Consider the following 19927-nt stretch of genomic DNA (forward strand, 5'->3'; position numbering starts at 1 on the left):
TCATGGCGCGCTTTAACAAAATCTTTGCCGGCCCCTATACCGAGGCCACACCTCAGGTTCAGGAGCGCATTTGCGCAACTGCTGTGTTGCCCGGTACCGCACTGGTCGAATCCGGTTCTGCCTTCGCGCAGGCTGGTGCAGCTTCTAATGCCAAGATCCTCATCGCCCAGGATAACTACCTGGCGCTGAAGGATGTGGACACGGCATGGCCTGCCAACGATCGTGTCATCGGCATGGAGCCGCTTGATGAGCAGTTCTTTAACGTCCGTGTGCCGACAGGAACCAACGTGACGCGCGGTGCAGGGCTCACCACGAACGCGGCTGGAAAGTTCGTTCTCGCAACGACTGGCCAGCGCATCATCATGTTTGCTGAAGAAGCATACAACAACACCTCTGGTGCAGATCAGCTCGTCCGTGCTCGCAAGGCACAGGGCAATCTGGCATCGGCGTAAGGAGCTGACCAATGCGATATTTCTCCACTCAACTCCTCGCCAACTCTGCTGCCCATCGCGGCTGGTGGGCAGAGGTCAATGCTGACCGTGACTGGTTCCACAACTCTGAAAACGCCATGGCTGAATATACCGGTGCTGCGCTTGCAGCCTCCGGGGTTCGCGTTGGCAATGCCGCTGCTGTTCTTCCCCGCGATGCGTGGCTTGAACTCGACGGCATCACGCGCCGTGTGATGCGCGCTGATGAAGGTCAGGCATGGATGGCAGATCTCATGCCGCTGGCCAAGCCCGTGAATATCGGCAAGCTCGTGGTTCTCAACCGCGTGTCTGGCGATGCTGGTGTGGTTGTCCGCTCCATGTCCGGTCAGGTGCCGGTACCGCTGGATAAGGTCAATTACGACTACCGCGGCACGCCCGTTCCAATCTTCTCCACCGGCTATGGCCGTGAGTGGCGCGAATGGAACACGCTGCAGTCGGAAAACTTTGATGCGCTGTCGGACGATCAGGAAGCCCACACTGCGAAGATCCGCCGCGACATGGCGCTCTATGCACTGAACGGCGACTCATCCATCGTCTTCCAAGGCTATACCGCCTATGGCATCCGCACGTCGCCGTTCTCGAAGATTTTGAACATCGGTCCATCCGGTGCCAATATCAACCTGACGACGGCAACTGCTGACCAGATCGACGCATATTTCACCCAGACCATGGGTGCCATGCTCGACGCCAACCTCGTCACCGGTAAGGTCAACCTCTATGTGTCGCCCGATATCGGCCGCCGCCTGGATATGTCCTATTCCGGCTCTTCCGGCTTCAAGGGCGGCACTCTGCTGCAGTACCTGCTGACGAACCGTCGTATCAACAAGATCGAAGTCAGCTTCGAACTGTCCGGCAACGAGTTCTTCGGCTTCGTCCCGAGTGCTGAATACATCCGCCCTCTGGTCGGCATGGCTGTCAACACGACTGCCAAGACCCGCCAGAACCCCACGGATAACTATCAGTTCCTCATCATGGGAGCGATGGGCATCGAAATCCGAGCGGACATCAACGGCAAGGCTGGCGTGTTCTACTCCACCAACACCTGATGACTGGCCTCGCTTTCGAGCGGGGCTTTTCCACTTCAACAGGAGAGCAATTCTATGCGCATTCGTATCAAGGCGCCTTACACGGGCGCCACGTCGTCGGGCATCTACGGAGCCGACGCGAAGGAAATCGAGATCGGCACTGAACTGACGGTCAAGGAAGAACCAATCGGCTGGGTCGGTCGCTATGACGTGATTGATAGCTCCGATACCGGCGACAAGGCCAAGGACAAGGGCGGTGCCAAGACGGCAATCGTCAACCCCTCCGAAGCTAAGGCTCCTTTTCAGGCCAAGGACAAGGGCGGCGGCTGGTGGGCGATCTATGACGCCGACGGCAAGGAAGTGAAATCGCTCCGCAAGGATGACGCTGAAATCTTCAACGCACTGTCGGATGAAGACAAGGCAGCGCACGTCGCCACGCTGAAGACGGAGTAACGAGACATGGCAGGCTATGGCACAGACGATGGGTTCACGGCTTGGCTGTCCGATAACGGGTATGTCTTGCCGGTCACAGCGCCAGCGCCTGCCGTTCTTCGCAACCGTGGGAGCCAATACATCGATGGGGTGTACGGCTCTCGCTTTCTCGGCAGTGTGGTTGATCCATCGCAGGAACGGCAATGGCCGCGTGAAGGGGCTATCGTGAATGGCAAGCTGCTGCCGTCCGATGTGGTCCCAGCCGCCGTGATAAACGCTTCATATCAAGCCGCGTGGCAGGAAGCATCCAAGCCCGGGAGTCTGATCGTGGTAGGCTCATCTTCCAGCGCAGTGAAGCGCGTCAAGGTCGGGCAGATCGAAAAGGAATACCAGACCGCTAAAGATGATGGCTCCGCGGGCTGGATGACACCGCTCATTTCCATTGTTGACGGGATGCTTGCGCCGTTCCTTAAGGATGATGACCTGCAGTATATCGGCATCTGGTCCGTGGGGTGCTAATTCATGGCGACATTCGACTATACCGAGATGCAGGCTGTTGTCGAGGAGCTGATCGCAGAGTTCGGCCAGCAGGGCACCATCCGCCGCTCTGTTCAATCCGGCCCGTCATACGATCCGGTCATCACTGATGTGGATTACCCATGCCAACTGGTGGTTCTCGACTACGAGGACGGCAAGGTTGACGGCACGCTGATCCGCAAGACCGACAAGATGATCTACATCTCAACGGCTGGCCTCGCGATCACGCTGGCAGAGAGCGACAAGGTGATTGCCGATGGCAAGGAATACGCCGTCGAGAAGCTGAAGCCGCTGTCGCCTGCCGGGCTGGTTGTGTTCTACGAAATCCAGGGCAGACGATGAACGACAACGTGCCGCCATCAATCGCAGCCCGCATTCTCGTGCGCGGCGTGATTATTGGCTTCCTCATTGCGTGTGCCGCAAGGCTTGGCTGGGCTGCTGGTGCCTGGATAATCGGGTGACAGATGGCACGTAAACCAACAGCCAAGCAGCAAATCCGCAAGCTGCTGGATGATCTGGAGCCCACGGTTCAGAAGGCGTTCTTCGACAGCATCGACAACCTGAGATCCAATATCGAACTGAACCGGATTGTCGAGCAACTGGAGCGGCAAGACCTTGATGGCGCGCTACGGCTGCTAAACATCGACGCCAGCGCTTACAGACCACTACAGAAGGCCACAGAAGACGTTTTCGAGAGCGGCGGTACGCAGGCATCAAAGAAGGTGCCAAAGCCTTCAGATATGGCAACAGCAACGTTTCGCTTCGATGTCAGGCATCCAACCGCTGAACAGGACTTGCGGCAGTATAGCTCGACACTGGTCACCAGGATCAGTGAAGACCAGCGCCAGGCTGTCCGTGATGCATTGGCAGACGGCATCGCACAGGGCAGGGCACCGCGCCGCACTGCTCTGGATATCGTCGGCAGGCTTGATCGCATCACAGGACGCCGCGAGGGCGGTATCCTTGGCCTTTCGAACCCGCAGGCCAAGTATGTCGAGAACATGCGCCAGCGGCTGCTGTCGGGCGATAAGGAAGAACTGAAGAAGGTTTTGACCATGGAGCGCCGTGACAAGCGCTTTGACCGGTCGATCCTAGAAGCCATCAAGACCGGCAAGAAGCTGGATCAGGCCACTGTTGACCGGATGACGGGCCGATACGCTGACCGGTTGCTTCTACTGCGCGGTGAGACAATCGCCCGTACCGAGACCATGACCGCCTTCAACAAGGGCCAGATGTCCTCCATGGGGCAGGCCATTGCAGAGGGCCGACTATCTGCCGCTGTCGTGATGAAGGTCTGGCACGCCTTCCTTGATGAGCGGACACGGTTCACGCACCGACTGCTCAACAAGACGCGAGTGGCGTTCAACGACAAGTTCCAGACGGCGCGGGGTAGGTTCATGGCACACCCCGGAGACCCGGAAGGCGGCGTCGAGGAATGCGCTTGCTGCCGGTGCTGGATGGAGTTCGTCATCGACTTCTTGGCGGATCTAGACTGATGGCGCGCGGACCAAGCGTAACGACAAGAGCGGGAAGGGCTTCCTTCGGGAAAGCTCGATTCTCAAGCCAGATTGATGCGTGGGTGAACCAGACAGAGAAGCGGATAAACGCCGTCTTTCGTCTCTCCACGCAAAAGGTAATAAGCTACATGCAGGAGAACGTTCCGGTTCGGGATGGCTTCTTGCGTGCCTCTCTCGTGGTGCTGGTCAACCAAGACCCGCCAAAGGCTGATAAGACCGACGAGGATGGTTTAGGCCCATACACAGACGCCTACATGAAGATGGCGCTGGCTGGCGCTGTTGCCGGTGATCGAATCGTCTCGGCGTACACCATGGTTTATGCCCGCAGGCTGGAATACGGCTTCACTGGCACGGATTCGCTGGGCCGGTCATACAATCAGCCACCAAGAGGCTGGACACGCGCTGCGGCGGCTCGTTGGAACGAGGCAGTTCAGGAGGCGACGAAGGAAGCTATAGCCCGTTCGGGTCGATGATCGCGCCGTTGTTGCGGTCGCCTCGCTCGGAGGCGATCAGCAGGCATCCTTGCAGATTTACCAGCGTCGTCATGGCTGCCGCCATTGTGGCAGTGCCAAGCGGTGTAAGACAGGTGTCATGACCCAGCGCCTTGATCGCATCATGCAGGCGGTCGTGAACATCGTTATCGCTGAGAGGCTTTTTCGCAGACATAGAGGTTGAATACATGGCGACGGGACCGGACGCAATAATCCTTGCTGCGCTGCTCGCGCATCTTGAACAACTGACATTTACGCCCGCACTCCAGATCGCGATGCCTGGCATCGACTTCCCAACTAGCGGACAGCCCAAGCCAGATAATTATCTCGCTGCGTTCTTCATGCCGAATGAAACGACCAACAGCGAGCTTGGGGCAGGGCAGGAGCAGCGCCGAGGCATGTTGCAGGTGTCGGTGTTCTGGAAGAAAGGCGTTGGGCACATCAAGCCGATGGAAGTCGCAGACAAGATCATCGCCCACTTCGCCAAGGGCACGAAACTCCACAGTGGCGGCTTGAAGATCATCATTGATCGCAAGCCTTACGCTGCCTCACCACTTCAAGAAACCGACCGTGTGCAGGTGCCTGTCACGGTTCGATACCACGCCTTTGCATAGGAAAGGATATCCCCATGGCAGGCATTAAGACCACACTGGCGGGCACCGTTGTGTCCATCAGCACCGCACCCGTTTCACCTGTTCTCAACCAAGCTGCATTTGCCGCTTTGAGCTATACGCCCATCGGCTCGGTTGGCAATCTGGGCGACTATGGCTCGGCACCTAACATGGTGACCTACAACACCCTGGACACCGAAGTCGCTTCCAAGGCGAAGGGTGTGGAAGACGCTGGCGATATGTCGATTGAGGTGGCCCGAATCTTTGATGACCCCGGCCAGATCGCTATGCGCGCGGCTGCCGGCACCAAGTTCAACTATGCGATCAAGATCGAATACGAGGACGCACCCAACGAAGATTACAGCAACACCATCATGTACGCGGTAGGCCCTGTCGCTGGCCCGCAGCTTCTTGGCGGTGGCACTGACGACTTTATCCGCGAAAGCTACACCGTCGCCTTCACGGATCAGCGTCCGCTCTTCATCGCCCCTGTCGAAACTCCATAAGGTGAACAATGGACATCCTTGCACTGACACCATCCACGATCACCGTTGATCTGAAGCATCCAGGCACTGGCGAGCTGCTCGGCGTCTCTGTCGAATTGCAGAGCATCGAAAGCGACGAGGTGAAGGCAGTTGAGCGCTCCTTGAAAAACAAGGCGCTGTCCTCGGGCCGCAACCGCGTGACGGCCGAAAAGATCGATGATAACACGATTGCCATTCTTTCGGCCACCATCGTCAACTGGACGTTTACCGGTGAAGCGAACCTTGCAGGCGACAAGAAACCTGCCTGCAACTCTGCCAACAAGCGGAAGCTGCTGTCCAATCCCGTAATCGCCAAGCAGATCGATCTTGCTCTTGGAGATGAGGCGGCTTTTTTCGCCAGCTAGGCGACGAGCTAGTCGCCGCAGTCGCCCAGATCGCAAAATGGGAAACCCCCGGATACGAGCTGGAGGAAATGCCCTCCGGTCCCGGCAAAGGGAAGGGCAAAAAGAAGTCGAAGATCATCCTATCGCGGCGGGAGTTCAACGAACGCTTTGGCCGGGAGGATGAAAACCCAGATCAGCCGGAGATATCTGACGAAGGTCAGCACCTCTGGGCTTGGTTCTGGCATCTTCACGCCAGACGATTGCAGGGCATGAACGGCCCACAGCCGATCACCTACGCGGATATCGAGGTATGGTCACGGATGACCGGCGATATGGTTCTCCGCGAGGAGGTGACCATCCTAATCCGAATGGATGACGGGTATCGGATTGCGTTGGCAGAAGAGATGGAAGTCCACCGGAAGGCGAGGGAAACCGGATAGTTTTCGGTTAGCTTATTTTCTTGCCTCGGCGTCGAGCTGCTGATCGTATGTGATGTAACCGTTGTCCCGGCACCAATCACGAAGCCTTTTCGCTTGTCCCAACTGCCATCCGTGAAAATCGCTGATCGAAGCCGCGCACCGCTCTCGCTTCACAACTTCAGTATCGGCCGTCTGAGGGATATCAGGCGCCGTTCTGACCTGTGAACCGGCAGATGTTGCAGCCAGTAAAATTGCTGCGGTAGCAAATAAGACTTTTCTCATTTCGTGATCCTCACTCCGATTTGGAGCGGGAACATAATCTGCATCACTGCGGAAGGCAAAGCTATGGACATCGCACAGCTCGGGATTGAAGTTCAGTCAGGGGGCGTAAAAAGCGCGACGAACGATCTCAAGCAGTTCACAAACGCCTCACGCGTTGCCGAGCGGGCGGCATCTGGATTGTCTGATGCGTCGGGAAAGTTTTCCACTTCTGAGATCGCGGCAATGTCTGCCGCTATGGGGGGCGTAGAGAAAACATCAAATGCTGCGGCTAAGGCAATGGCTGCAGCTGCACTGGCCGCTCAGCGCGCCGGTTCAGTTGGAGCCAATGGTGTCAAGTCTCTAGGCCAAGCGTCAGGCGCCGCACGTCAGCAGGTTCAAAACCTTTCCTACCAGATGCAGGACATCGTTACGATGATGGCCATGGGCCAGTCGCCGTTTATGTTGCTTGCCCAGCAGTTGCCGCAGGTCACCCAGAATGGAGGCCAGTTGAACGGCGTGCTGTCTGCCATGAAGCAAACCATCGCTGGACTGATAAGCCCTCTTGGCTTGGCAACCACGGCGTTTGTCTTCCTCGGAAGTGCAGCCATCTCTTACTTCACCGAATGGATGAGCAAAGGATCGTCGGCCAACGAACTGTTGAAAGAGCAAGCGCAGCTTATCCAGACCGTTGCGGACAGGTGGGGAGATGCAATCCCAGCGCTGAGGGAGTACGCAGACCAACTCACACGCGCCCGAGAAGCTGCCGAGTTGCGCGAGGGGTTGAGCCTGCTCAACGACAACACGCTCGAATCTGTGCGTGGTCGGCTCTCGGACGTGACTCTGGGGTTTGCTGATCTCGTGTCAAATCTCTCTGCTGCGGGCGAAGAGGCTACTGTTATTCGCGAGCTTCAGGAGGCCTTTGCAAGGTTCGCTGAGAGCGCGGCTGATGGATCGCTTCAGGTTTCAGAAGTGGAAAGGGTGCAGAATGCTCTATCGGCGGCAGTCAATAGCACTGGCATACCGGCTATTGATAGCTTCCGCGCGTTCTTCGACACCTTGAGTTCGTCAGCTTTAAATGCCGCTGAAAGCGTTGGAGCTGCGACCCAAGCCGCCAACATTGCGCAGTCCCGTATCAACGACCCTCGGACTTGGAGAGGCGTTGGTTTGGAAAGTAATGTTGACGGGCGGATCCAAGGAGAGATGTTCCCGTTACCGGAGGACGGCCCAACACCCGGTAGCCGCCCACTGATCGAACTGGAAGGCATGCCAAAGGTTCGAGGCAGCGGTGGCACCAAGCAGAAGGCCTACGAATCTGCAACAGCTTCCATCAACGAGCAGACACGCGCTCTCCAAGCCCAGACAGCAGCCCAGCAGTCTCTCAACCCTGCCATGAATGACTACGGCTATGCCGTGGCCAAGGCCAAGGTTGAAACGGATCTGCTGCTGGCCGCTGAGAAGGATAAGAAGTCGATCACGCCGGAACTAACGGCCCAGATCGGCGCGCAGGCTGAGAAGTATGCACAAGCGGCTGTCGAGCAGAACAAGCTCACTGAAGCGACGAAGCGCGCCAACGAGACGATGAGCTTCATCAAGAACACGACAGCAGGCTTTATCAACGACCTCCGCGACGGTCTGAAGAATGGTGAAGGCTTTTGGGCTTCTTTCGGCAATGCGGCTTTGTCGGTGCTTGATCGCATCACTGACCGCTTGTTGAACCAAGTTCTTGATGCAGTCTTTCAGGTTTCCAACGCCGGTTCTTCGTCTGGCGGGGGTGGGTTCCTATCCAGTCTGTTTGGTGGGCTTTTCGGCGGCGGTAAGGGTGCGTTCCCATCCGCCCCTGGAGGGTCGATGTATGCGACTGGAACCGCTTCTGCTCGTGCAGGTATGGCGATGGTCGGAGAGAGAGGCCCTGAAATTGTTCGCTTCGGGGGGGGAGAGCAAGTCGTGCCTAACCATCGGCTTGGCACAGCCTTCTCCCGAGGTGGCTCGGCCAACAACAACACAACGAATGACAATCGGAAATACACCATCGATGCTCGTGGCTCAGGCCCGGGAGTCGAAGACCAGATCGTCGCCGCGATCAAGGCCTACGATAAGCAGGCTCAAAAGGCGGCGGTACAGCGCACAGCTGCATCAATGAAGCAGGTGGCAACGAGGGGAATGTACAAGTGAGCATTTCCTTCCTGCCGTCATCTATCAAGATACAAATAGGCCGGCCGCAATTGCAGGAACCGGCGTCGGTGTCGAGGTGGGGCAATCGTGCCATCTCGATTTTTGAGACCGATGATAAATATTGGACGGTCAATGTCGAAACCCAACCGCTTCATGATGAAGAGCTGGCCGATGTAGAGGCTTGGCTTGCCGATGCCAGAGGAGGGCAGGAGACGATCCTGTTCGTTCCTCGGGGCAAGCAAGCCTATCCACGCGCCTACTGGTCGGATCGCAGTAATCCTGTTCTAGACGATACCGGCTCTTTGACTTCCGTCACCAATGGAAGGCAGCTTGCGATTGGTAGCGTGACAAACGGCTTGGTCATCTCACGGGGTGATTTTGTTTCCCTCGCCACAGGAGACTACCGCAGCTTTCACCGCGTGAAGACCGGCGCAACTGCCGCATCAACGTCCCTGACGCTCTCTGTGGAGCCTCCTGTGCCTTCCTACATCACTAATGGCGCTGTGGTCAGGTTTAAGAATACTGAGATGAACACACGCATCGTTCCTGGCTCCAAGGAAGTAGGCGACGGCGATATGCCGACCGCCAAGTTCCAGCTTATCGAGGTGCCGCGCTAATGGCTTTCCCAACGCGACTGCAGCAGCTGCTTAACGAAGGCCGGGTGAAGATCGGGTCTGGCGTCAAGTTTGAGTTTGGTACCGGAACCTATGGTTTCTTTTCGGGCAAGGGCACGCTCGTTTACAACGGCCTGACCTACAAGGGTAATTCGATCATTGAGATTGATGAGCCAGCCTTTGCCCTCGGAACCACGGCAAATCCATTAACGATGCGGCTGCCGGCGCGATGCGACTTCGGCCTCACTCCAGACAAGCTGCTTCTGATCGAAGAGGAAGAATACAAGGGCCGTCCGGTCACCCTGTACGACTTCTATTTCGATCCCGACAACAACGCCTTCCTGCACGCGGAGGCGACCTTCTACGGCTACATCGACACCATCGATCACCGCGAAGAGAACGGCGATGCATGGCTCGAAGCCAACATCGAAACCGAAGCGATCGACAATTTCCGCGAAGGCTACCGATATGCCAGCCACGAAGACCAGCAACTGGTCTCGGCAGGCGACATGTTCTTCGAACACGCTGCGAGGCTGAAAAATGAGTTCTTCAATTTCGAGTTTAGTCAGAAGTGATGGCTGGGATCGAGCGCTGGAAGACGTTGCCTCGGCGCAGGTTTCTGTCCTGCCGGAGTGGGGAACGTCCGACTGCATGATGTCGGCCTGCGAAGCGATCAAAGCCGTGGTCGGCGTAGATCCGCTCGAAGAATTTCGCGGCCGATACAAGACAGAGGCGGGCGCTGCCAAGAAGATGCGCGGCCTCGGCTGCAATCACGTCAAGGACCTGTTCGAAGTGCATATCAGGCTTGAGCCGGTCAATCGCTTCTCTGCGCGCCGTGGCGATGTCGGTGTGACCGTAATCAATGGCGAGTTCGTTGCCGGTTTCGTTTGCAGCCTCGGTTTTGCGATCAAGCAGCCGCAGGGCACGATCTTTTTTCCGGTCTCCGAGATCGCGCAAGCTTACAAGGTAGGCGCATAGCACCATGCCATTTTTAGCACCTATCGCAGCCGCGATCTCTGCCGGGATCGCGAGCGTTACCGCGTGGCTATCGAGCACGTCCATATTGGCGGGCTTGGCAAAGACCGCCTTTGCCATTGCCGCCTCCTACGCCGTCAATGCGCTGTTCAAGCCAAAGACGCCGAGCACGTCTGCGCAGGTCGAAACAGAGTTTGGCGCAAACATTCCGCGTACCGTCGTTCTCGGCACATGCGGCATGGCCGGTCATCACGTGTACCGCAACAACTTCGGCGCAGGTGGGCGCAAATTTACGGACGTGTATGTCCTGTCGAGCTTCTGCATCACTGCCGTTCCTCGCGTCAAGTACAACGGCAAATGGCGCGTGTTGGCGAACCCCGATGCCCGCGGCTGGTACGATGTGCCCAATGAGGGCACAAGCGGCGATAGCCATGATACTGTCAGGGTGAAATTCTATTATGGATCGCTTGATCAGCAAGCCGACATTGATCTGGTAGAAACGTCACGGCCTGCTGGACGCTGGACAGCCGCGCATCGCGGCGCAGGCGTCGCATACGCTATCGTTTACTCGCAGCTGAACAAGACAGGGCAGGGGATGACATCGCCTGCACAACTCCTGTTCGAGGTTAAGGGAGCACCGCTCTACGACTGGCGCAAGGACAGCACCGTAGGCGGATCCGGTTCGCATCGGTGGAATGACCAGTCTACCTGGGAATACAGCGATAATCCGTTTGTCCACGCGTACAATCTGGAGCGCGGTTTCTTCAACGGCAGCCAGTTGATGGTCGGCAAGGGCGTTCGCGCGTCTCGCCTGCCGTTGTCAGAGTGGACGCAGGCGGCAAACATCGCTGATGAGATTGTGGACGGTTACTATCGCTACCGGTCGCATATGATCGCCAAAGACGGTCCTGGCGCGAACCACGACTCCAATCTTCAGCCTTTGCTGGAAGCTGCGTGTGCTTCATGGGTAGAGCGTGTGGACGGGGAGTTTCCGATCGCCGGCGCACCGCAGGCTATCGTTGCCACGATCACCGATGACGATATCAAAGTCGGAGCTCCGAAACGTTTCACAGCCAAGCGCAAGCGCACCGAGCTCATCAACACGGTTGCGGCATCCTATGTCTCGCCAGATGACTTCTACGAGACCAAGGACGCGGCGACACGTATCGACCAGTCTGCCCTTGCCGAAGATCGCGAGACGCTTGCCAGTGCCATTCCTTACGGGGCTGTGACGAACGTCAAGCAGGTTGACCGCCTGGCCGACATCGCCATCAGAGGCGCTCGCTTCCAGGCCTCGGCAGAGATCACCATCCATCCTCGCTTTCTGGATGTGGTGAAGGAAGGCCGGTGGATCACCTGGGCAAGCGCCAAGCACGGGACGCGGACATATCAGGTTCTGACGCGCACGCTCGGCCCGCACAACAGCGACGGCGTCAGAGATATCACGGTCGCCCTGCAGGAGATCAGCAACGGCGTCTTCGACCCAACCGCATATGTCACCAATCCACCGGTGATTATCGTTGTGCCGCCGCCTGAGTATCTGGCTGAGGTGCAGAACTTCACGGCGACGCCCAACGTCGTTGAGGCGGAAGGCGGCGGGCTGCTTCCAGGCGTTCGTCTTTCTTGGGATGCGATTGAGGATATCAGCGTCGCTGGCGTCTTGATCGAATACTGGCCTCTTGCCAATCCCACGCAGGTCTTCACCAAAACGGTATCGTCCGATGTGACAGTCGTGCAGATCGTTGAAGGGCTGACGTCTGAAACGGACTGGCGGGTTCGCACGACCTTGATCGTGGATAATGGCCGTTCTGTTGCCCCGTCAGGCGTGACAAGCTTCCGCACTCTGGCTGCTGGTGGCGATTTCATTGCAGATCTGGAGCATCTTGGGAAAGATGTGAAGGACGTCTTCAAGACTATCACCCAGGCCCGTAACGAGTTCATGCAGCGTCTTGAACAAGTCGGGCAGGCGGTCACTCTTGAAGGCGCTGTCTCCCAATTTGACCGCGAACAGATGCGTGTCGATATGGGTGAAGCTTTCGCTGCGATCGAGACGACAAAAACCGTTGTAGCGAGCGCGACAGAGGCACTTGCTCAGCAGGTGACGACTGTATCGGCAGGCGTGGCCGACAACACTGCCAAGATAGCGCTTGAGGAATTGGCAAGGGTGAATAGCGATGGCGCTCTCGCATCACAGATCAGCGGTGTGTCGGCCACGTTCAATGGGATGTTCGCTGATGGTCTGGTGATGTTCCAGGCTGTGGCAGCGCCTGCCGGTGTCTCGGTTCGGTTTTCGATCATGCTGCGTGCGAACTTAGCGCAGTCGTTCATCGAAAGCGGAATGTACATCCAGATCAGGACCGTGAGTGGCGTCCTGAAATCCGAGGTTGGCTTTCTCGCGGACAAGTTTGTCGTGGTGGACGGTGCAAACACATACGCTGTTCTTGCCATCGAAAACGGGCAGGTCAAAATCATCAACGCAAAGATATCTCAAGCTCAAATAGACAATCTTGTGGTGGGAACGAGCAATATCGAGCCGGGGGCGATAAACTTCATAGCCAGCAGTTCGACTGTTAACGCAAGTCGTTACGTCGATCTCATAGTGAATCATGGAATTCCTGCGGCTGAACAATCCACATATGTTGCAAGAATCGAGATGCGGTGCGGTCTTTTCAACTCAGGCGGTCAAACGCAATCCGTTATGTATATCGACGACATCTCAACAGGTTCCGCTGTCCGCCTGGTTTCGCATGTCGCGTTTAGCAACGGTATCGCTAATGTGGGTGCGCCTCAATTCACATGGGTTATGCTGAATATTCCTCGGGACAGAACCACAACGACTATTCGGGTTCAGTTTCCCGAAGCTGCAACACTCGTGACACCGCAAGCAGCAATGACTATCTTTAAGCAGGCACAGTAAAGGCGATCCCGAACATGACCACACCCTATGTAACCGGCACGGTATCCGTGACGGCTGGCAGCGCTGTTGTGACCGGAGACGGGACAGGCTGGGACACGTCTGGCCTTATCGCTGGTGTTCTAGGCGTTGATGGCTTGTCTGTGCCCGTGCTTTCCATAGACAGCGACACATCACTGACGTTGGCAAAGCCTTGGCCGGGTCCGACTGGCAGCGGCAAGGGCTACTGGATTACCTATGACACGGATGCCGGCCAACAGACTATTGGCCTCACACAGTTGGTGGCTGAATACGTCGCGCGCCTTGCCAAGCCTTTCTTTGCAGCCTTCTCCGGGCTGACGCCAGCTGCTGACAAACTGCCATTCTTCCTTTCTGATAATACAGGGGCGCTCGCGGACTTCCCGCAACAGGCTCGCTCTCTGCTGGCGCTGGAGGGCGCGGCAAATAAACTGCCATACCAGAGTGGGGCAAGCACTTACGCCACGACCGATTTGACGCCCAAAGCAAGAGAGCTTTTGGCTCTTCCCGACTCTGCTTCTATTCGTAGCGCCCTCGGTATCGTGGACAATACAAACTTGGCCAACCCCATATTCAATGGCCAGTTTCAAACGTGTCAGCGTGGTCTTAGCCAAACCTCAAGCGGCTATGGTTCCGACGACTGCTGGCTGAATGAACACAATGGCTCTTCGAAGACGCACACGATCGTTGCGTCAAACGACCCCACCATTCCAGGCAATCCATCGCGCGTCTCGGTCACGACATGGACGTCAGTGGTGGGCGCGGTAAATTACGTTCGGAAAGCTTATCGCATTCAGAATGTAAGGCGCTTTGCCGGGAAAAGGATGTCTTTGATGTTTCTGGCCAAGGCTGATGCCTCCAGAAACATTGCGGTCGAGATTGTCCAGAACTTTGGAACAGGCGGCTCTCCGAGCTCCACACAGACTGGTGCCGATCACGGACAGCGCACTCTGGTTCCTCTGACGACACTCATGACATCCAAGAAAACTGTCGTGTTCGATATCCCTTCCATAGGAGGAAAAATCATCGGCACGAATGAGGACAGCTACACCGAAATCGTTTTCTGGTTTGATGCCGGGACCAACTTCAATAGCCGGACCAACAATCTTGGCCAGTCTTCTGGCTCAGTCACGCTGGCCAACGTGCATTTCCAAAAGGGAGACGAATGGGCCAGCCTGCCGGATAGCTATCAGGTGATGGAGCAATCGCAGGTCGATATGTTGTGCAAGGCAAGATTCATGCGCCTGCAGAACCTGTTTTTCATTGGCACTCGCCCCGTATCGGGCCAACCGATTTATGGATCGTGGGTTCTGCCCGTGACAATGATCAAAACTCCGGCGACAAACGCCACGAAATTGGGAGGCGCTAATTCCGGAGCAATCTCCATTCAAGGAGTGGGTCCGAATGTTTTTTGGGCATCAACGACCGTTACCGACGGGTCCTTGCAGAGCGGGTTTGCGTCAATGAATTTTGATATCGACCTTTCGGCGGACTTGTGACGATGGCAGCTTGGGTAGAAACCCTCGCGTTTACAAATGCGAACGCTACGAGTTCTACGATTTCTCCGACGCAAACAAACATCTACACACCACCAGGTGCGGGGCAGTGGGCGTTTTCACATGGACCTGATATCGCTTATTTCGCAGGGAAGTATTTTGTTGCTTTCACAAACGGGCGAGTTGGCGAAGGTGAGCGGGGATGCCGCGTCACAGTTCGCCAAAGCAGTGATTTTTCCGCATGGTCTGACGCGTTATTGCTCAGCCCTGGCATGGGACAATTTAACGAGGCCCTGTTCACCTCAGGCGGGTTTCTTCAGCAAGGCGGCAAGCTGCATCTATTTTACTCGTTCTACGAATATGACCCCCGCCTCATCCCATCAGGCGCGGAAAGACCGCCTACTGACGTAGGCCATCTGTACATGAAGACATTCGTGGTCTCTACCGCAGACGGTTTGACCTGGGCTTCTCCAAAAGAGGTAGGCCCTAACATTCAGATGAACCGGCCACCGACTCCGACGCAAAGCGGACGCCTGATTATGGCGGGGGAGGCACGTTTCGATTGGACGGATGACCCGGCAGGCGCAAGTGGCTGGACGCCGTCGGGAATTTGCGTCGGCTTAGATATCGACAGTGCGGCCACCCTTGATCTGGCTCGGGATTTAAAGAACTGGCAGATCCGTATCCTGTGTGAAGGGTCGTTCTTTCAACGATCTGCAAACGACTTGGTTATGTTTTTGCGTTCCGCTGAGGATTATCTTTGGGTCGCTAGGAGCAATGATAATGGTGTGACGTGGAGCGAGCCCGGCCGGACAAATTTTGCGCATGCCGGTGCTAAATTCCACGCCGGCAAACTCTCCAATGGGCGTTACTTCATCCTAGGTAACCCAGCGCCAAACAGGGAGGTTCTGGCGGTCTGGACATCAGCTGACGGAATGAATTTTGACAAGCGCTATACACTAGGAAGTGCACCGTATGTCGTCCAATATCCAGGCTTTGCGAAAAATGGCTCTTACGGCTATCCAAGTATGATGGAGCGGAATGGAGAACTCTTCGTCGTTTGCTCTCGCGGCAAGGAGGCAATCAGTGGCTATCGGCTTACTAGTTCCCTTTGATTTATCGGGGAAATAGGGCCGGCATCCAATTTAGGACTTTCTCTGCCAATCTGCTTTGCAAGTCTATGAGACGGTTGCTCTATCACGTGGAAAACGACCCATGCGAGAGCGACTGAGCAAGCCGCTCCTAAACTTGCAGAGAGGTACATTCCGAATCCAAATTGTGAGAGTAGCCACATCACTCCCCAAGCAAAAGGAACGTGCACGAGATATAGGGAGTAGCTTATGCGCGCAAAGAAATTTAGCGGCGTTGGGACAGTCACTACCTTCCTTACACCCCAAACGAAAAAGAATATCAGAAGTGCTGCGAGGAAAGATCGCAAATTGTACTGGCCGCCTGGCATCGGGTTCTTCGGCTCAAAGACCGCAATCGTGACCATGCAGACAAGAAATGTGGCCAGAACCCACATGATTGACTTCCGCCATCCCACTTGTGTTGCCCTATAGATGCTGGCGCCCACAAGCAGATATGACGACATGGTTAGCAGCATAGCTGTGTGTCGGGGGAACCACTCGTAAGTCGCAGGAGAAAGCATAGCGGCGTAAAGAAAGATGGCGCTTCCGCCAAAGCATACGAGCGTCATGGCGAATAATGACTTTAGGCTGAGCTTACCTTTTATTCTAACCGCCGCGGCCATCAGAAGATAGAAGGCCATTTCGACTTCGAGGCTCCAAAGTACAGGTATCGGTGAGTGAAACTGAGGGAAATATTTATGAAGCAAGAGGGAGGACATCACCAAGTCATCAAGGCCGTAGGGCGATGAAGTGGCGGTGAAGTAGCATAGCATCAGGGTTAGCGCAGCTATCAGAAAAGTGACTGCAGCACAGGTAGGGATGAGCCTAAAAAATCTCTTGATAAGGAAAAGACCAGGTCTTCCCCCATCTAAGGATCGAAGAATTATGAACCCACTCACCAAGAAGAAGATCAAGACCCCGGTGTGACCTGTTCCCACGCCAAGGTTCAGGACAAAAAACAGGTTTACATGGTCGTGAACGTTTAACGATGGTGAGCCTTCCCCGAACATCAAGCCTTCAAGCTGCGGGATCCTGAGCTTTACGTTCACACTGTCATTGATGCCGACGACAAAGACGTGAGCCCAAACGACCACCAGAATCGCTATCCCTCGCAGGTCATCGAGAAACAGTATGCGGTGATTATCGTTCATGAGTGCCGCCCCAGCGCTTTTATTACATTAGCTGCATACAACTGAGGTGGGATTATTGCAACTCGGCGTTCCCCACCCGCGCTCTCAACTCACCTTAATGGCGTTCTTTTCAGGGCGCCTTTTTTCGTGCCCGAAACTCCGTAGACCACCATGCGAACGTGCGCGTAAGCGGCGCTTGGTTGAGCTTGCCGTGGTCTGAACAAACAGAAAGGCTCTCGACATGGCAATAGATGACAAGAACGATGGCGGCTCGTTCATCAACGAGGCTGGCACTCGCGAGAGTGTGAAGGTCGTAAAAACCATTGCGATCAATCCGACAACAGGCGCTAGCCAGACGGGTCTTCCGCCCGGTCGCGCTGCGGCTGCCTCGTCGGTACCGGTGGCAACAAGCACCGAAGACTTCGCGCGCCTCGGTGCTATCGCATACGGCGGTTCAACGCCGAGTGTGGTTTCAGTCGCTTCCGCTACGGGAGCCACGACGCTGAAGGCCGCAAACGCAAACCGCGTCGGACTCATCATCGCAAACGACAGCACTGCGATCCTCTACGTCCTATTTGGTACGGGCACGCCTTCCGCCACGAATTACAGCTTCATGATCCCGGCAAAGGGGACGACACCAATCGATCGGCCTATCACCGGTTACACCGGTCTTGTGCAAGGCGCATGGGCCTCGGCCAACGGCTTCGCCATGGTGACGGAGATTACCTGATGCCATTTTTCAGCTTCCTCAACCAGCCGGTTCAGCCTACTCGGTTCATTCCCGGCAGCTTCACGTTGGCAACGCTGCCAGCAGCCACGGACAACACGCAGATGTATGCCTGGGCAACGGATCTGCACGATGGAAACCCCGACTATGTGATCAGCAATGGCTTGTCGTGGAAGCCCGTCCGGCCGCTGTCCGCAAACGTGGTGGCTAATGGGAACCAGAACATGACGTTCACTTGTATGCAGAACTCTCCGACCCAGATCATACGGGGCACTTTATCGGCAATCCGAACGCTCAGCTTCGTTGATACCTATGCCTACAGCGGTGCGCGCCTCCGTATCAAGCGTGAGGCGACCGGGCTTTTAACCCTCAACATCCTGGCAGCTGTCACCACGTCATTGAGTGCAAGCTCATGGGCTGACTTTGAATTTGTTCCGGGTCAGGGCTGGGTGCAGACCGCAAGCGGAGGTCTTCTGTAATGGCCGGAGAACTCACATCGCTCTCCCTGTCTCAGGGGCTCGGGATCGTCGGTCAGGCTCCACCGGCCCCCGTGATGGCCGTGAGGTTGGCGCACCGCATATATGGCCCAGGCTATAACGGCGGCGCTGCCCCATCAGCCAACGACGGGACAGAAAAGACCTTCACAACACCTAGCTATGCCAACGAGAGCGGCGCGCCAATCACGGTTTGCAGCGTAGCTTTTCAAGGATGGGTTCTGCGCACCACCGGCACTGCTGATACATCCGCACCTTATGCGGTGGCTGGGAATATCGAATATCCAGTTGGGACCGTCGTTGGCTCCTACACCGCTACGGTAAGCCCAGGCCAAGCCACGGCTTCTGCGGAGGTCACACTCAGCACACCAATCCCTGCCGGGGCATCATTCCGCGTTACAGGGGCAGCAACACCGGCCAATGGCGCGACCTACGTCACGCAGTCGCTGGGCTTCGCTGGCTTGCGCACGCACGCCGTTGCGTCAACGCTCCGCAAGATCGCGCTTGCTTGGTTCGGGGATAGCATTTCGACCAACAATAATGGCGCAGCCTACAATGCTGCGCTCGGTCGCTGCCCTGTTTATCTCGCTTCGATATCCGGAACGACTGCGTCCACCTATGCCGCCAACAGTGGCCTGAATTTCCAGAAGCAAATCGCTCTTTGCCAGCTTCTCGGGATCACTGACATCGCGACCAATTACGGCACCAACGACTTTGGAGCGGGAGCTACTTTCGCAGAATTGCAAGGGTACGTGACGACATTCCGCGATATGACGCGGGCTATCGGTTGCAAGTATAACCACGCGACTATGACACCCCGAACCGTGCAGAAAGCAGCGGTGTCGATCTCCAATCTTGTTTCCTCGGGGTTCTTCGCCACGGCAACCGTGCCTGATGCTACCCTGTTTGATGTAGGGCAGCCTATTGTCGTGGCAGGCGCAACGCAGACGGAATACAACGGCTCGGGATTAATCGTTACGGCGGTCAATACGGGCGCCAACACGATCACCTATTTGTTCCCTGGTTCGGCCACCACGCCTGCGACCGGGACTATCACAGCCCGTTCATGGAAGGCGACTTCATCCGCCAAATGGATGGACCCTGCGAGCAGCAAGTATGCGGCAGGTGCTGGATCCGACCGAGGCTTGTTTAACGCGTGGGTTAGGTCTGGCGCCCTCGATGGATTTATCGATTGGGGCGATGCGCTTGAACCAACCCGTGACAGTGGCCGCTTTGCGGTTGCCGGTGAGAAATCAGCATTGCCGGTCATCCAATTGGTGACGGTCTCAAGCGTGATCAGTTCGTCACGGTTCAATTCCAACTATACCGGCGGCAGCAGTACAGTCGCGAACGGCTTCGTGCAGCCGCTTTCCGGCGCGAACCAAGGCGTTCAGAGGAACGGGAACGGCAACACAAACGGTGACATCACGGTGTCCTCAGCCTTCCCAAACACTCAGGTCGTGGGCGATCAATATTACGTGGTGCCGGGGGTTTCCTACATCTCGGATGACAATTTGCACCCGCGTGTTTCATCAGGCGGCAAGGGCGGGCAAGTCTTGCTCGATAACGAGACGGCTGCCTGGATTGATATGAAGAACGCAGCCTAAC

At 56.4% G+C, this 19927-nt stretch carries 25 protein-coding genes; 22 read left to right on the forward strand and 3 right to left on the reverse strand.

From position 1 onward, the window contains the following. The first annotated feature begins 2 nt into the window (after nucleotides 1–2). The 8 genes from ASF69_RS17090 to ASF69_RS17120 all read left to right on the forward strand — a co-directional run bounded on the left by ASF69_RS17090 (nucleotide 3) and on the right by ASF69_RS17120 (nucleotide 4472). Entirely contained in the window at nucleotides 3–452 is a 450-nt protein-coding gene (locus tag ASF69_RS17090) for a hypothetical protein (protein WP_062589415.1), read from the forward strand. An 11-nt stretch (nucleotides 453–463) separates the two neighbouring features. Beyond that, nucleotides 464–1534, forward strand: coding sequence for a major capsid protein (locus ASF69_RS17095; protein ID WP_062589416.1), 1071 nt, complete (start codon nucleotides 464–466; stop codon nucleotides 1532–1534). A 54-nt stretch (nucleotides 1535–1588) separates the two neighbouring features. After that, on the forward strand, nucleotides 1589–1966 hold the full coding sequence (locus tag ASF69_RS17100) for a hypothetical protein (RefSeq protein WP_062589417.1): 378 nt from the start codon (nucleotides 1589–1591) through the stop codon (nucleotides 1964–1966). 6 nt (nucleotides 1967–1972) lie between these two features. Further along, nucleotides 1973–2464, forward strand: coding sequence for a DnaT-like ssDNA-binding protein (locus ASF69_RS17105; protein WP_062589418.1), 492 nt, complete (start codon nucleotides 1973–1975; stop codon nucleotides 2462–2464). 3 nt (nucleotides 2465–2467) lie between these two features. After that, on the forward strand, nucleotides 2468–2824 hold the full coding sequence (locus ASF69_RS17110) for a hypothetical protein (protein ID WP_062589419.1): 357 nt from the start codon (nucleotides 2468–2470) through the stop codon (nucleotides 2822–2824). Further along, complete coding sequence (locus ASF69_RS23765) at nucleotides 2821–2943, forward strand: hypothetical protein (protein WP_280136391.1); 123 nt, start codon at nucleotides 2821–2823, stop codon at nucleotides 2941–2943. The genes ASF69_RS17110 and ASF69_RS23765 overlap by 4 nt, the downstream gene beginning before the upstream one ends. 3 nt (nucleotides 2944–2946) lie before the next feature. Next, complete coding sequence (locus ASF69_RS17115; RefSeq protein WP_062589420.1) at nucleotides 2947–3978, forward strand: hypothetical protein; 1032 nt, start codon at nucleotides 2947–2949, stop codon at nucleotides 3976–3978. A 149-nt stretch (nucleotides 3979–4127) separates the two neighbouring features. Then, nucleotides 4128–4472 carry an HK97 gp10 family phage protein gene (locus ASF69_RS17120; protein WP_244475509.1) on the forward strand — a complete coding sequence of 115 codons (345 nt, stop codon included), beginning with the start codon at nucleotides 4128–4130 and terminating at the stop codon, nucleotides 4470–4472. Here the strand turns inward: ASF69_RS17120 and ASF69_RS17125 are convergent. Then, nucleotides 4450–4680, reverse strand: a complete 231-nt coding sequence (locus tag ASF69_RS17125) for a hypothetical protein (protein WP_062589422.1) — start codon at nucleotides 4678–4680, stop codon at nucleotides 4450–4452. The two genes, ASF69_RS17120 and ASF69_RS17125, sit on opposite strands and share 23 nt — an antisense overlap. On the opposite strand from ASF69_RS17125, the gene ASF69_RS17130 reads away from it, so the two are divergent. From ASF69_RS17130 to ASF69_RS17145, 4 genes are all read left to right on the forward strand, one after another. After that, nucleotides 4679–5104 carry a DUF4128 domain-containing protein gene (locus ASF69_RS17130; RefSeq protein ID WP_062589423.1) on the forward strand — a complete coding sequence of 142 codons (426 nt, stop codon included), beginning with the start codon at nucleotides 4679–4681 and terminating at the stop codon, nucleotides 5102–5104. The two genes, ASF69_RS17125 and ASF69_RS17130, sit on opposite strands and share 2 nt — an antisense overlap. A gap of 14 nt (nucleotides 5105–5118) precedes the next feature. Then, complete coding sequence (locus tag ASF69_RS17135; protein ID WP_062589424.1) at nucleotides 5119–5607, forward strand: hypothetical protein; 489 nt, start codon at nucleotides 5119–5121, stop codon at nucleotides 5605–5607. 8 nt (nucleotides 5608–5615) lie between these two features. Next, nucleotides 5616–5990 (forward strand): hypothetical protein, encoded by a 375-nt coding sequence (locus ASF69_RS17140; protein WP_062589425.1) that lies wholly within the window; start codon nucleotides 5616–5618, stop codon nucleotides 5988–5990. A gap of 68 nt (nucleotides 5991–6058) precedes the next feature. Beyond that, nucleotides 6059–6409: a hypothetical protein gene (locus ASF69_RS17145; RefSeq protein WP_062589426.1), complete on the forward strand. Its 351-nt coding sequence runs from the start codon at nucleotides 6059–6061 to the stop codon at nucleotides 6407–6409. 12 nt (nucleotides 6410–6421) lie between these two features. Here ASF69_RS17145 and ASF69_RS17150 read toward each other — a convergent pair whose 3' ends face one another. After that, nucleotides 6422–6670 (reverse strand): hypothetical protein, encoded by a 249-nt coding sequence (locus ASF69_RS17150; RefSeq protein WP_062589427.1) that lies wholly within the window; start codon nucleotides 6668–6670, stop codon nucleotides 6422–6424. Between the two features lie 63 nt (nucleotides 6671–6733). On the opposite strand from ASF69_RS17150, the gene ASF69_RS17155 reads away from it, so the two are divergent. The 7 genes from ASF69_RS17155 to ASF69_RS17185 all read left to right on the forward strand — a co-directional run bounded on the left by ASF69_RS17155 (nucleotide 6734) and on the right by ASF69_RS17185 (nucleotide 15953). Continuing rightward, complete coding sequence (locus ASF69_RS17155; protein WP_062589428.1) at nucleotides 6734–8821, forward strand: phage tail length tape measure family protein; 2088 nt, start codon at nucleotides 6734–6736, stop codon at nucleotides 8819–8821. After that, the gene (locus ASF69_RS17160) at nucleotides 8818–9438 is read left to right on the forward strand and encodes a hypothetical protein (RefSeq protein WP_156462099.1); all 621 of its coding nucleotides are present in this window, start codon (nucleotides 8818–8820) and stop codon (nucleotides 9436–9438) included. Before ASF69_RS17155 ends, ASF69_RS17160 begins: the two co-directional genes overlap by 4 nt. After that, nucleotides 9438–10010 carry a hypothetical protein gene (locus tag ASF69_RS17165; RefSeq protein WP_062589430.1) on the forward strand — a complete coding sequence of 191 codons (573 nt, stop codon included), beginning with the start codon at nucleotides 9438–9440 and terminating at the stop codon, nucleotides 10008–10010. The genes ASF69_RS17160 and ASF69_RS17165 overlap by 1 nt, the downstream gene beginning before the upstream one ends. After that, complete coding sequence (locus ASF69_RS17170; protein ID WP_062589431.1) at nucleotides 9976–10413, forward strand: hypothetical protein; 438 nt, start codon at nucleotides 9976–9978, stop codon at nucleotides 10411–10413. The genes ASF69_RS17165 and ASF69_RS17170 overlap by 35 nt, the downstream gene beginning before the upstream one ends. 4 nt (nucleotides 10414–10417) lie before the next feature. Next, entirely contained in the window at nucleotides 10418–13327 is a 2910-nt protein-coding gene (locus ASF69_RS17175; RefSeq protein ID WP_082469766.1) for a DUF1983 domain-containing protein, read from the forward strand. Nucleotides 13328–13605: 278 nt separating this feature from the next. Further along, nucleotides 13606–14841, forward strand: coding sequence for a hypothetical protein (locus ASF69_RS17180; RefSeq protein ID WP_156462100.1), 1236 nt, complete (start codon nucleotides 13606–13608; stop codon nucleotides 14839–14841). A gap of 2 nt (nucleotides 14842–14843) precedes the next feature. Beyond that, nucleotides 14844–15953 carry an exo-alpha-sialidase gene (locus tag ASF69_RS17185; protein WP_082469767.1) on the forward strand — a complete coding sequence of 370 codons (1110 nt, stop codon included), beginning with the start codon at nucleotides 14844–14846 and terminating at the stop codon, nucleotides 15951–15953. On the opposite strand, the gene ASF69_RS17190 is transcribed toward ASF69_RS17185, so the two are convergent. Next, on the reverse strand, nucleotides 15929–17119 hold the full coding sequence (locus ASF69_RS17190; protein WP_062589435.1) for an acyltransferase: 1191 nt from the start codon (nucleotides 17117–17119) through the stop codon (nucleotides 15929–15931). The two genes, ASF69_RS17185 and ASF69_RS17190, sit on opposite strands and share 25 nt — an antisense overlap. Nucleotides 17120–17339: 220 nt before the next feature. On the opposite strand from ASF69_RS17190, the gene ASF69_RS17195 reads away from it, so the two are divergent. Genes ASF69_RS17195 through ASF69_RS17205 form a run of 3 tightly spaced genes read left to right on the forward strand, consistent with a single transcriptional unit; the run spans nucleotide 17340 to nucleotide 19926 of the window. Beyond that, nucleotides 17340–17828, forward strand: a complete 489-nt coding sequence (locus ASF69_RS17195) for a hypothetical protein (RefSeq protein WP_062589436.1) — start codon at nucleotides 17340–17342, stop codon at nucleotides 17826–17828. Beyond that, nucleotides 17828–18304 (forward strand): hypothetical protein, encoded by a 477-nt coding sequence (locus ASF69_RS17200; protein ID WP_062589437.1) that lies wholly within the window; start codon nucleotides 17828–17830, stop codon nucleotides 18302–18304. The genes ASF69_RS17195 and ASF69_RS17200 overlap by 1 nt, the downstream gene beginning before the upstream one ends. Beyond that, nucleotides 18304–19926, forward strand: a complete 1623-nt coding sequence (locus tag ASF69_RS17205; protein ID WP_062589438.1) for a hypothetical protein — start codon at nucleotides 18304–18306, stop codon at nucleotides 19924–19926. The genes ASF69_RS17200 and ASF69_RS17205 overlap by 1 nt, the downstream gene beginning before the upstream one ends. Nucleotide 19927 lies beyond the last annotated feature (1 nt).

The organism is Rhizobium sp. Leaf311, assembly GCF_001423445.1.
GTDB lineage: Bacteria > Pseudomonadota > Alphaproteobacteria > Rhizobiales > Rhizobiaceae > Agrobacterium.

What these genes read in the sequence shown, in the direction of transcription:
- ASF69_RS17105 (WP_062589418.1), top strand. Translation starts at nt 1,973, where the DNA reads ATGGCAGGCTATGGCACAGACGATGGGTTCACGGCTTGGCTGTCCGAT.
- ASF69_RS17140 (WP_062589425.1), top strand. Translation starts at nt 5,616, where the DNA reads ATGGACATCCTTGCACTGACACCATCCACGATCACCGTTGATCTGAAG.
- ASF69_RS17195 (WP_062589436.1), top strand. Translation starts at nt 17,340, where the DNA reads ATGGCAATAGATGACAAGAACGATGGCGGCTCGTTCATCAACGAGGCT.
- ASF69_RS17095 (WP_062589416.1), top strand. Translation starts at nt 464, where the DNA reads ATGCGATATTTCTCCACTCAACTCCTCGCCAACTCTGCTGCCCATCGC.
- ASF69_RS17200 (WP_062589437.1), top strand. Translation starts at nt 17,828, where the DNA reads ATGCCATTTTTCAGCTTCCTCAACCAGCCGGTTCAGCCTACTCGGTTC.
- ASF69_RS17205 (WP_062589438.1), top strand. Translation starts at nt 18,304, where the DNA reads ATGGCCGGAGAACTCACATCGCTCTCCCTGTCTCAGGGGCTCGGGATC.
- ASF69_RS17150 (WP_062589427.1), bottom strand. Translation starts at nt 6,670, where the DNA reads ATGAGAAAAGTCTTATTTGCTACCGCAGCAATTTTACTGGCTGCAACA.
- ASF69_RS17175 (WP_082469766.1), top strand. Translation starts at nt 10,418, where the DNA reads ATGCCATTTTTAGCACCTATCGCAGCCGCGATCTCTGCCGGGATCGCG.
- ASF69_RS17190 (WP_062589435.1), bottom strand. Translation starts at nt 17,119, where the DNA reads ATGAACGATAATCACCGCATACTGTTTCTCGATGACCTGCGAGGGATA.
- ASF69_RS17115 (WP_062589420.1), top strand. Translation starts at nt 2,947, where the DNA reads ATGGCACGTAAACCAACAGCCAAGCAGCAAATCCGCAAGCTGCTGGAT.
- ASF69_RS17125 (WP_062589422.1), bottom strand. Translation starts at nt 4,680, where the DNA reads ATGTATTCAACCTCTATGTCTGCGAAAAAGCCTCTCAGCGATAACGAT.
- ASF69_RS17135 (WP_062589424.1), top strand. Translation starts at nt 5,119, where the DNA reads ATGGCAGGCATTAAGACCACACTGGCGGGCACCGTTGTGTCCATCAGC.
- ASF69_RS17165 (WP_062589430.1), top strand. Translation starts at nt 9,438, where the DNA reads ATGGCTTTCCCAACGCGACTGCAGCAGCTGCTTAACGAAGGCCGGGTG.
- ASF69_RS17145 (WP_062589426.1), top strand. Translation starts at nt 6,059, where the DNA reads ATGCCCTCCGGTCCCGGCAAAGGGAAGGGCAAAAAGAAGTCGAAGATC.
- ASF69_RS17170 (WP_062589431.1), top strand. Translation starts at nt 9,976, where the DNA reads ATGAGTTCTTCAATTTCGAGTTTAGTCAGAAGTGATGGCTGGGATCGA.
- ASF69_RS17185 (WP_082469767.1), top strand. Translation starts at nt 14,844, where the DNA reads ATGGCAGCTTGGGTAGAAACCCTCGCGTTTACAAATGCGAACGCTACG.
- ASF69_RS17130 (WP_062589423.1), top strand. Translation starts at nt 4,679, where the DNA reads ATGGCGACGGGACCGGACGCAATAATCCTTGCTGCGCTGCTCGCGCAT.
- ASF69_RS23765 (WP_280136391.1), top strand. Translation starts at nt 2,821, where the DNA reads ATGAACGACAACGTGCCGCCATCAATCGCAGCCCGCATTCTCGTGCGC.
- ASF69_RS17100 (WP_062589417.1), top strand. Translation starts at nt 1,589, where the DNA reads ATGCGCATTCGTATCAAGGCGCCTTACACGGGCGCCACGTCGTCGGGC.
- ASF69_RS17120 (WP_244475509.1), top strand. Translation starts at nt 4,128, where the DNA reads ATGCAGGAGAACGTTCCGGTTCGGGATGGCTTCTTGCGTGCCTCTCTC.
- ASF69_RS17090 (WP_062589415.1), top strand. Translation starts at nt 3, where the DNA reads ATGGCGCGCTTTAACAAAATCTTTGCCGGCCCCTATACCGAGGCCACA.
- ASF69_RS17155 (WP_062589428.1), top strand. Translation starts at nt 6,734, where the DNA reads ATGGACATCGCACAGCTCGGGATTGAAGTTCAGTCAGGGGGCGTAAAA.
- ASF69_RS17110 (WP_062589419.1), top strand. Translation starts at nt 2,468, where the DNA reads ATGGCGACATTCGACTATACCGAGATGCAGGCTGTTGTCGAGGAGCTG.